We start from the raw sequence: 10010 nt of genomic DNA, 5'->3' as shown, positions 1-10010 counted from the left end.
GCTTTCATGCTGCCTTGCGCCATCCAAAACCATCCGCACAGCGCGTTCGCGCACTTCCGGTGAATACTTGTTTGTTGTCTTTGTCATGATGCTCCATCCTGCTCATGAGTTGGAGCCTCCGGCAAACCCGGTGCGGTTCAGGCACCGCTCGTTGGCGCTGGCAGACGGGCTTCCATGCGGGGGAAATCTCGGCCGAGCTACGCCCGCCAGGGCAACGCCCGATCCGCTTCGAGCTTGTAACCGATCCTGACCGTAACAAGCTGACCCGCAGCGACTTCGACACGATGCTGGTCGATATCATGCGAGACAGCTTCGCGCTGTTCTCACTGACCAATTTTCACAAGGGCATCGCACAGGGGACAAAGGGAAAGCCGCCTGCAATCGCACGGCTCGAATTCCTACGCTCACGCATGGACGCACTGGAGCGCGTCGTGCGGGAGATCGAGCGCAGGCCCCGCCGTCATCTCAGATCGGAGGAGCGCGTCGTGCCGTATCACCAAGTGCGGCGAGCGACAGGCGACGAGGTGATCCGATCCTTTGCGCGCGGACGTGCCACCCGCGTTCCCCCAAAGGTGACACGCCTGCCAAGCGCGCTTCGCGGCTTTCTGCCAACCGAATTTCGAATCCGTCAGAGGTTCAGCTCCTTCGATCTGCCTGAGCATCGCCAGATGGCAGCGGTTCTATCGGCATGGGCGGCATGGCTCAGCGCGTCCGCCGAACAGCTCGACAAAGTTGCCGCGAAAGGCGACCCCGAGACGCAATCCGTTGCCAGCCTATGGGCCAATCGATGCCGCCGACTTGCGCGCCGCCTGCATGCTCTGAGGCAGGCAGAGCCGTTCGCCGATCTGCCGCCGGTTCCGCCGCAACTGCATCTGTCCTCGCTCTTTCGCAACGACCCCAATTATCGGCAGTTCTACAAGCTGTATCAGGACTTTAATCTTGGCCTAGCGGCGATCTTTGGGGACTTTCTTGATCTTCCGCTCGCCCGCACCTTTGAGCTCTACGAGCTGTGGTGCTTCCTGCGCTTGATCCATGCAGCAGTGAAAGAGTTCGGCCCCGCAGCCGTGGATCTTCGGACACTGTTCACACGGGATGCGGCGGGCGGGCTGACCATTGCCGCCTCCGCCGTGACCGTGAAAGTCTCCGCCTCATGGGAGGTCATGTTCCAGAAACGCTATGAGGAATTCTGGAAGGCCGATGACGGGCGCGGTTCGTTCAGCCGCTCCATGACGCCGGATATCGTTCTTGCGGGCAAGACAAGCGGTGAAGCCGCGCAGGCGCAACTCATCGTGCTCGACGCCAAGTATCGGATCGACACAGCGCTCAATGATGCGATCAGCTCCATCCATACCTATCGCGATGCTCTGGTCGAAAATGCGGGCGGCGGGGAATTTCATGGGATCGTTCAAGCCGCCTATCTTCTGACGCCCCATATCCCGCAGCTGGACGCAGCCACCTACCAGACGACAGCCATGCCGGGACGGCTTTTCCATCCTGATTATCGTTCTACATTCCGTTTCGGGGCGGCGACGCTCAAACCAGGCATGAACCTTCCCGATATTTGTGCGGCGTTGCGCGCCATCATCGCTGACGCGGCAGGCACACCAGTCTCTCCATGAACCGGGGCAGGGCAACATGGATGTTCTAACGCCGGATCAAAGGCAGAAAAACATAAAGGCCATTCGTGGCCGCGGCACCAAGCTGGAGCGCCTTCTCGGGCGCGGGCTGCATGCGCGCGGATTTCGATACCGCTTGAACGTGTCGCGCCTGCCCGGAACACCTGATCTGGTTTTCGCACAGCATCGTGCCGTGATCTTTGCCCATGGATGTTTCTGGCATGGGCACGACTGCGAGCGATTTAAACTACCAGCGACAAGACGGGACTTCTGGCTCAAAAAGCTTGAGGCGAACCAAGCGCGCGATAAGCGCAACATCTCAGCGCTTCTCAGTGAGGGATGGCGGGTCATGGTAGTGTGGGAGTGCGCGACTCGCGGTCGAGGCAAGCACACCACCCATATAGTCCTGGATCAGTGCGAGACATTTCTCAACAGTGATAAGGTAATGCGCGAACTAATGATGAATCCGGAGCCAACTTACTCCGCATAAAAGCGCTCAACTTCAATCTCAGTTGAAAATTATCAGCCCGCCCACTCTGCTTATTTTTGATCAATTATAATCCAGATATTGAGCTTGAAGCAGAGCGCTGAATCGATCAACCGATGCCGTGCCTATATGGCACGGCATCATATAGACTTTTATTTGTGCCGATTTGGCAAGCCAACCTGCCAGCGAATCATGTCCCCGATGATGGGATAGATGTCGTTATGCTTGGCTCCAAAGCGCATGAAGCCACCCTGATACGACCCGATATCTCGGTTCGCCCCGGTGTCAGTTGGCGGCAACCAATCCTTTAGATCGTTCAACGACGCTTCATCGACTTCACTCTGTTCCAGGTCAAAATATCGCCAAACCGGGTTCTGATGAGAGAAGTCAATCTCATCGAACTTCGCCAGAAACATTTCGTACAGCTCAGGACCGTTTTCAGGTCTGCGATTGCTGAAATTGAGGTCAAACGCGATCTTTGCAAGCGCCTTAAGGACAACAGGTTGAGCAGCGACGGTTTTCTCTTTCGCGCCAGCATCACCGAAACCGGGTATATCGGAGACCTTCTGCCAAAGTTGATGGACTACATTTTGTCTGGGCTCGACGATAGCTGGCGTCGCTCCTGTAGCGTTAGACTTGTTGAGAAAGGCCAAGGACGTCACCGCTACCACATCTTTAAGCGGCATCTCGCCTGTGTCATCTGCCCAGTCCTTCACTTCCGTGTCCGTCACTCGAAGAAGACCGTCAGCCACCAAGGACTCTTTAATGAACTGGGTAATCGGGTTTGAACTGTCAAACTGCAGCGCCATACTGCTACTGACCTTTTTCCCGAGCTTGTTTAGATCATGAAAGAGCTGCCTTTCCTGGTCGATGTCGAGGCCCAGGTGCACTTCTAGAGTAATTGTCGCATAGGAACGCGCTGCGTCATATGCCTCGTTCCACACAGCCATTTCCTCGGGCGTAACTTCACGCGACTTCTCAGGAAAGATTACAGGGGCCTTTCCAGGGTATTTCCCGCTTTGGCGTACCGTCTGCAGGAAGGTCATCACGAAATCTGCTCCCGCACGACGATGCTGACCATCGATAACCCAAAGAACGTGACGTTCCGACAGAAAGACCTTGAAGGCAGCTGTTTCTCCTCTTTCGGTCTGAAGACGCAAGCCCCGGATGCCACCAAGCCCATTCCCACCGTAGGGCGTGTTCCGGATGTTGCAGACGATTGGCTGGAGAGAAAAGTACGGCTGGTTGCCCAGCGCAGACATGATCGCTTCGAAGGCCGCGGGTACAGGCTTTTCCTGAATGAGGCGACGCATTTTTGCCGCGGATACAAGACCCCGGAGCATGTACTTCGCAAGGTTGCGTGCATGTGTCATGTCGAGTGGGCGCTGAGCGACAGGGCCAGCGTCTCGGTCATTGGCGACGTCGGAGATGTCGTAAAACTGCCTGAACGGCACGGACATCGTGAAGACGCGGTGTCCAAGGTTATGCCCTATGAACACGTTGAAGGGCGTTTCATTGATGTCGCCATCTGCCGCTAGAGCGTCCAGCGAGTCGAGGGTGAGAGGGGCGGGCATTCCGTCTTGCGCTGGGTACAAAGCAGCCTCCTTGGTAGACCTGAGGACGGCGATCGATCGCCGTTGACGGAATCAATAATCATCCAGGGATAAAGATGCAAGGATATTATCGCAGAAACAACCATCCAGGGTTATTATTTCTCTCCAAAGCGGCTTACACAGGGGCGTTGGCAGGTCTAGCATGCCGGCTGGCTCCGTTGCCTCGCTCGGGCGATGCGTCGGCACAGCAGGAACGCGGCCCCCAAAAGCCACTCGACTTCGGAGCGATTGGCGAAGCGTAGTCCATGCAAAACGGTTCGATGTCAGTTCCATCTCTACGAACGCCACTGGCATCGAAGTGCTCAGGTGCACGTTCGAAAAACTCAATCGTTTCAGGTCTTTGAAAGCTATTCACCAAATCCGCGCAGTCATCAGGTCCGGAGAATATCCCGCCTGAGAGACCGCTTCCGGACGGCCCGGCAGCAGGGGCAGTGCTCAGCCCCTCCCGCATAACCCTCAAATACAACGAGAAAAATACGGCCGCAGCCGGATCGGGAGAACGCTTTCGCGAGGGCAAGTGGCGGAGAGGGTGGGATTCGAACCCACGGAACCCTTGCAGGCTCAACGGTTTTCGAGACCGCCCCGTTCGACCACTCCGGCACCTCTCCGCGCTTTTGGGTGGTGAGGCGCGGATTTAGAGGGGTGGGGGTTGAAGTGCAAGAGGGTTTGGCCGAAAAAATCCCGTTCCTCTCGCGAAAGGTGGCGACATGCTTCGATCCTTGGCAATCGCGCTGGTGCTGGTGTTTCCGGCCCTGGCGCAGGCCCGGCCGGTGACCATTATCCAGTCCGAATCCCATGGTGGCCCGGCCGCGCCGCTGACCGAAAGGCTGTGGAACACCATGGATCTGGAATCGCTGATGCCGATCCTGCGCGACGAGGCGGTGGCCGAGGCCGAGGATATGCAGGCGGACCTGTTCAAGCGGGGCGGCACCGGCGGATGGCTGGATCAGGTGGCCCGGATTCACGATCCGGATCGGCTCGAGAGCCTGTTCCGCGAGGGGCTGGAGGCCGCGAGGGAAAACGCCGATCGAGGACGGATAGAAGATGCGCTGACCTTCTATCGCAGCGATCTGGGGCGAAGGCTGGTCGGGCTGGAAAACTCGGCCCGGCGGACGATGCTGGATGCCGATGCCGAGGCCGCCGCCCGCGAAGCCCTGTCGGCGGCCGCAGCCCGCGACGATCCGCGCGTGGCACGGATCCGGCGGCTGATCGACGAGGCCCAGCTGATCGGGCCGAATGTCGCGGGCGGCATGAATGCCGCGATGGCCTTTTCCGAAGGCTTCGCCGAGGGCGAAGGGTTCGACATGCCGATGAACGCCGAGCGGATGCTGCGGGACACCTGGCGGCAGGAGGAGGAAATCCGGGCGCAGACGACGGAGTGGATGGAAAGCTATCTGCTGCTGGCCTATTCGCCCCTGAGCGATGCGGATCTGGACCGCTATATCGTCTTTGCCGGATCGGCCGGGGGCAAGGCCCTGTCGGGGCTGATGTTCGCGGGCTTTGACGCGGTGTTCCGCAAGACATCCTATGAGCTGGGCCTGACGGCCGCCGGACAGATGCGGGGACGCCGGTTGTGAGCGGTGATGTCCTGCTGGTCGGCCCGTTGGCCCAGACGGCCGTGATGCAGGCGCTTGGCCTTGGCGGCAAGGCGGAAACCATCCAGGGCCGACTGTCCGGCGGCCCAAGGGCGGGGATCGACGCGGAGCATTGGCCGCATTATCAGGGCGCGCCCGGTCGGATCGCGGCGGTGCGGGTGGCGCGGAATGATGCGCTGGATCGCTATGCCGCGGTCATGGGGCTGGAACCGCTGGCCCATGGGTGCCGATCCCTCCTGGGGGTCGGTCGCGGCCCGGCATCAGAAGACGAGTGGCGGCCGAACCCGGCGCGCGCGGCCCTGGTGGCAGAGATCGCGCGCCTGGTTCTGCAATCGCCACAAGGGATCGAGTCAGGACGGCTGCGGGCGCGCCTGCCGATGATCGCGATCTGGGCCGAAAGCCGGATACGCGCGCGATCGGGGCCGGTCTCGGGCGCGGATGTCGTGGCACGGCGCGGACCCGGCGACCTGCGCCTGTCGGATCATCGTCAGCCCTATGCCGGCTATTTCGCGGTCGAGACCATGACCGTGTCACATCGCCGCCACGACGGCGGCTTCACCCGCAATGCCAGCCGTGAGGGCTTCATCATGGGCGATGCGGTGGTCGTGCTGCCCTGGGATCCCGTCCGCGACCGGGTGCTGGCGATCGAGCAGTTCCGTGTCGCCCCTGCCCTGCGCCAGGATCCGCAGCCGTGGTTGCTGGAGGCCGTCGCCGGCCGTGTCGATGCCGGCGAAAGCCCCGAGGACGCGGCCCGCCGCGAGACCCTGGAAGAGGCCGACCTGCGCCTGATCCGTCTTGTTCCGGCGATCCATCACTATCCCAGCCCCGGCGCGGTGACAGAATTCCTGTATCTCTATCTCGGCATCGCCGACCTGCCCGACGGCACGGAAGGCGTGCACGGGCTGGACGGAGAGGCCGAGGATATCAGGGGCCATCTGCTGGACCGGCAGGCGCTGCTGCGGATGGTTCTGTCAGGACAGGTCAGCAACGGGCCGCTGGCGATGCTGGCCTTGTGGCTGGATGCCCGCAGGGACGGATTGCTGGCGGAACTGTCCCGATCGTGATCGGGTTCGCCTGACATCACGGGGTTGCCCCGCCCGCCGCGCCATGTGTAGGTAATCCCGACCCGCGATGTATTGTCCGGATGGAGGCCGGTCGCCATGCGCATCTGCTCTGATCTCGCCGACGCGATCGGCAAGACACCTCTGATCCGGCTGCGCCGGGCCAGCGAGGAAACCGGCTGCACCATTCTGGGCAAGGCCGAATTCATGAATCCCGGCCAGTCGGTCAAGGACCGGGCAGCGCTGTATATCATCAAGGATGCCATGGCGCGCGGCGATCTGAAGCCCGGCGGCACCATCGTCGAGGGCACGGCCGGCAATACCGGGATCGGGCTTGCGCTGGTGGGCGCGTCGATGGGATTCCGCTCGGTCATCGTGATCCCCGAGACGCAATCCCAGGAAAAGAAGGATATGCTGCGGCTGGCCGGCGCCATCCTGGTCGAGGTTCCCGCCGCCCCCTACAAGAATCCGAACAACTACGTCCGCTATTCCGGCCGCCTGGCAGAGGCACTGGCCAGGACAGAAGCAAACGGCGCGATCTGGGCCAACCAGTTCGACAACACGGCCAACCGTCAGGCACATCTGGAAACGACCGGCCCGGAAATCTGGGACCAGACTGACGGCAAGGTCGATGGCTTCATCTGCGCGGTGGGCTCGGGCGGGACGCTGGCGGGCGTCGCCATGGCGCTGCAACCGCGCGGCGTCCGGATGGGGCTGGCCGATCCCGAGGGGGCGGCGCTCTATTCCTTCTATACGACCGGCGAATTCGACAGCCCGGGCAGTTCCATCACCGAAGGCATCGGACAGGGCCGCATCACCCGGAATCTGGAAGGATTCACGCCCGACTACGCCTACCGGATCCCCGACGCCGAGGCGCTGCCCGTCGTTTTCGACCTGCTGAAAGAGGAAGGCCTGTGCCTTGGCGGATCCTCGGGGATCAACGTCGCGGGCGCGATCCGGATGGCGCGCGAAATGGGGCCGGGGCAGACCATCGTGACCGTCCTTTGCGACTACGGCAATCGCTATCAGACCAAGCTGTTCAACCCGGAATTCCTGCGGGCGAAGGACTTGCCGGTGCCCGACTGGCTGACCCGCGAGGCACCCGACCTTCCGGAAGTATTCGAAGGCTGACATTCCATGGCACGCGCGTTTCTGGCCGTCCTGCTGACGGTCCTCATCCTTGTTGCATCTCCGCTTGCGGCGCAGGACGTTCCCAAACCCGATTTCGGCAAGTGGGAACAGGTTGCCCAGCAGGCGGAAACGGTGGTCGCGGACGGCAGCAGCAACCTTGAACGGCTGACCGCGATCCGGCAACAGGTCTTCGACTGGCGGCGGACCTTCCAGCAGGCGCAGAACGTCAACGGCGACAGGATCACAGCCGTCAAACAGCAGATCGAGGCTCTTGGCGCCCCGCCGAAGGACGGCGAGACCGAGCCCAGCGACATCGCCGCGCGCCGGACGGAACTGAACGACGAGCTGGCCAAGCTTCAGGCGCCGCGACAGAAGGCGGTCGAGGCCGCCAGCCGCGCGAACGCCATCATCCAGAGCATCGACACCATCCGCGACAAGAGGAAGGCGCAGGAACTGGCAAGATTGTCACCCTCGCCGCTTGTCCCCGCGAACTGGACGCTGGCCGCAGAGAACGCCGTGGCATTGTTCGAAGGATTGCTGAGCGAGGCCGGACCGGCGAACGAGGCGGGCCGCACCTGGTCCGACCTCAAGCCACGCCTGCCCAGTGTCGCGGCCTATCTGGTCGCGGCGCTGGTGATCCTGATCTTCGGTCGGCCATGGGTCGGGATGCTGCCCTCGCGCCTGTCGGCGCGCGCGTCGGAATATTCGCGGGCGGTGGTGGTCTTCATCACCTCGCTGGGACAGATCCTGGTGCCGATGATCGGCACCTATCTGGCCATCGGCGCGGTCAAGGCGACCGGTCTGCCCGGCCCGTGGACCCTGCCCATCCTCGAGGCCGTTCCGGCGGCGGCGGTGATCCTGTTCAGCGGCGGCTGGCTGTCGCGGCAATTGTTTCCGCAGCATGCCATCGCCTATGACACGATCAAGCTTGCCGACCGCGCCCGCGACACAGCCCGCCACATGGTCGATTTCCTGGCTACCGTCTTCGCGGTCCACCACGTCCTTGCCGCCGCGATCCTGCCGCGCTCGGGCCTTTACAGCTCGGTCACGGAAAATCGCGACCGGGTTCCCCTGGACCTTGCCGAGGGCGGGGCCTCGGTCTTCAACTTCGCGCTGATCGTCCTGGCGGGCCTGGCCCTGTTCCGGCTGGGCAACATCCTGCGCCGCCTGACCCGGCGGCCGGATGCGGGCGATCTGGTCTATCGCTACCGGATCCTGTCCTGGGCCGGGGCGCTGACGCGCATCATCGTGATCGTCGCGATCCTTCTGGGCGCGATCGGCTTCGTGAATTTTGCCAATCTGCTGATCTGGCCCTGGTCGCTGAGCCTGGCGCTGATTGGCGTGCTGATCATCCTTCAGGACTTCATCGCCGACCTGTTCAACATGTTGAAGCGCGGCGAAGAGGGCGCGCGCGAAGGGCTGGCGCCGCTGCTGATCGGCTTTGGCCTGGTCATCCTGTCGATCCCGGTCTTCCTGGTGATCTGGGGGGCCAAGGGCACCGACCTTCTTGAATACTGGACCCGGATCGAAAGCGGCTTCAGCTTCGGCGGCGTCACCCTGTCGCCCGGCACCGTCCTGACCTTCCTTATCGTCTTCGCCATCGGCTATTTCATCACCCGCGCGGTGCAGGGCGCGTTCCGCAACTCGATCCTTCCCAAGACCAGGCTGGATACAGGCGGGCAGAACGCGGTCGTCTCCGGTCTTGGTTATCTGGGGATCTTCCTGGCCGCTGTGCTGGCGATCACCTCGGCGGGGATCGACCTGTCATCGCTGGCCATCGTCGCAGGTGCGCTGTCGGTCGGGATCGGTTTCGGCCTTCAGAACATCGTGTCGAATTTCGTCTCGGGCATCATTCTGCTGATCGAGCGCCCGGTCAGTGTCGGCGACTGGATCAGCGCCGGCGGGCAGCAGGGGATCGTCAAGAAGATCTCGGTCCGGGCGACCCAGGTGGAAACCTTCGACAAGACCGAGGTGATCGTTCCCAACAGCGACCTGATCAGCCAGCCGGTGACGAACTGGACCCGCCACAACAAGATCGGCCGCATCATCATTCCGGTCGGCGTGGCCTATGGCAGCGACACCCGCAAGGTCGAGAAGATCCTGCAAGAGATCGTCGAGGATCACCCGCTGGTGGCCCTTGATCCGGCGCCGGCGATCCTGTTCCGCAACCTGGGCCCCGATTCGCTGGATTTCGAGATTCGCGCGATCCTGGCCGATGTCGGCACCGGGCTGGGCGTGACCTCGGAACTGCTGCACGAGGTCGTGCGCCGCTTTGCCGAGGAAGGGATCGAGATTCCCTTCGCGCAGCGCGACATCTGGCTGCGCAATCCCGAGGCCCTGCCGGGCGCGGCCGATACCGGCGGCCCGGCCCCTTCGGCAGCGCCCGGCACGGCGCCCGGCGCCCCCGATCCGCGCGTCGGCAAGGCAAGGACGGAAACCGCGCGCGATTTGCCGGGCGATGGCGATCAGGGCGACGGCGATCGCTGAGCCGGCGGGTCCGGCCCTGC

General features: G+C 62.4%; 7 protein-coding genes and 1 tRNA gene. 6 read left to right on the top strand and 2 right to left on the bottom strand.

The window, feature by feature from the left end; translation table 11 throughout:
* The first annotated feature begins 104 nt into the window (after nt 1–104).
* Both AC13CR_RS01865 and AC13CR_RS01860 read left to right on the top strand, forming a co-directional pair.
* Entirely contained in the window at nt 105–1619 is a 1515-nt protein-coding gene (locus AC13CR_RS01865; protein ID WP_482900390.1) for a DUF2357 domain-containing protein, read from the top strand.
* A 16-nt stretch (nt 1620–1635) separates the two neighbouring features.
* Entirely contained in the window at nt 1636–2106 is a 471-nt protein-coding gene (locus tag AC13CR_RS01860; protein ID WP_482900389.1) for a very short patch repair endonuclease, read from the top strand.
* Nucleotides 2107–2255: 149 nt separating this feature from the next.
* Here AC13CR_RS01860 and AC13CR_RS01855 read toward each other — a convergent pair whose 3' ends face one another.
* Both AC13CR_RS01855 and AC13CR_RS01850 read right to left on the bottom strand, forming a co-directional pair.
* Nucleotides 2256–3677 (bottom strand): DNA sulfur modification protein DndB, encoded by a 1422-nt coding sequence (locus AC13CR_RS01855; protein ID WP_482900388.1) that lies wholly within the window; start codon nt 3675–3677, stop codon nt 2256–2258.
* A 557-nt stretch (nt 3678–4234) separates the two neighbouring features.
* A tRNA-Ser gene (locus AC13CR_RS01850) sits at nt 4235–4324 on the bottom strand.
* A 99-nt stretch (nt 4325–4423) separates the two neighbouring features.
* Between AC13CR_RS01850 and AC13CR_RS01845 the strand changes: the two genes are divergently transcribed.
* From AC13CR_RS01845 to AC13CR_RS01830, 4 genes are all read left to right on the top strand, one after another.
* A complete protein-coding gene (locus AC13CR_RS01845; protein ID WP_482900387.1) occupies nt 4424–5293 on the top strand; it encodes a hypothetical protein in 870 nt (289 codons plus the stop codon).
* Entirely contained in the window at nt 5290–6375 is a 1086-nt protein-coding gene (locus AC13CR_RS01840) for an NUDIX domain-containing protein (protein ID WP_446233775.1), read from the top strand. The genes AC13CR_RS01845 and AC13CR_RS01840 overlap by 4 nt, the downstream gene beginning before the upstream one ends.
* 96 nt (nt 6376–6471) lie before the next feature.
* The gene (locus AC13CR_RS01835) at nt 6472–7503 is read left to right on the top strand and encodes a cysteine synthase A (RefSeq protein ID WP_292950643.1); all 1032 of its coding nucleotides are present in this window, start codon (nt 6472–6474) and stop codon (nt 7501–7503) included.
* 6 nt (nt 7504–7509) lie between these two features.
* Nucleotides 7510–9990 (top strand): DUF3772 domain-containing protein, encoded by a 2481-nt coding sequence (locus AC13CR_RS01830; RefSeq protein WP_292950641.1) that lies wholly within the window; start codon nt 7510–7512, stop codon nt 9988–9990.
* Nucleotides 9991–10010 lie beyond the last annotated feature (20 nt).

Source organism: Paracoccus sp. L-17 (genome assembly GCF_056857655.1).
This window is presented reverse-complemented; position numbering and strand designations above follow the sequence as displayed.